The organism is Rhodococcus sp. P4_F3_2, assembly GCF_056401335.1.
On record NZ_JBFUJN010000253.1, the window covers coordinates 1 to 401 of the forward strand.

The following is a 401-nucleotide window of genomic DNA, read 5'->3' on the forward strand; positions in this document are numbered from 1 at the left end:
GTTTAAAAGAAGACGTATTTTTATACTTAATTTTGACAACCGTTTCAGTTGTTTCTTGATTTCTCAATGTCCATAGTGACTTGATACCTAAATAAATTAAGTACACCGCACCAATATATTTGAAGATCGAAAATAACAGAGCTGATTTCGCAATAATCGCCGAAAGCCCTACAATAGCAGTTAATGTATGAATAGATAACGCGCAACAAATCCCAATCATTGTTTTAAAACCTCCCTGTTTTCCAACAGTAAGAGTGTTTTTTGTCATGATAGCAGTATCTGGACCAGGTAAAATAATTAGAAATACACATGTAATTACGAACAAATAAAAGTTTTCCACTATGTAATTGCTCCTCAATTAAAATAGTTCTGTATCTATAATTCTTACCTTGTATTATATG

The 401-nt window shown here is 31.4% G+C and carries 1 protein-coding gene; it reads right to left on the reverse strand.

Annotated features, from left to right (window positions below):
* A partial coding sequence (locus tag AC1DWA_RS33620) for a LysE family translocator (RefSeq protein ID WP_477917859.1) occupies positions 1-268 on the reverse strand: 268 nt, incomplete at its 3' end.
* Between the last annotated feature and the right edge of the window lie 133 nt (positions 269-401).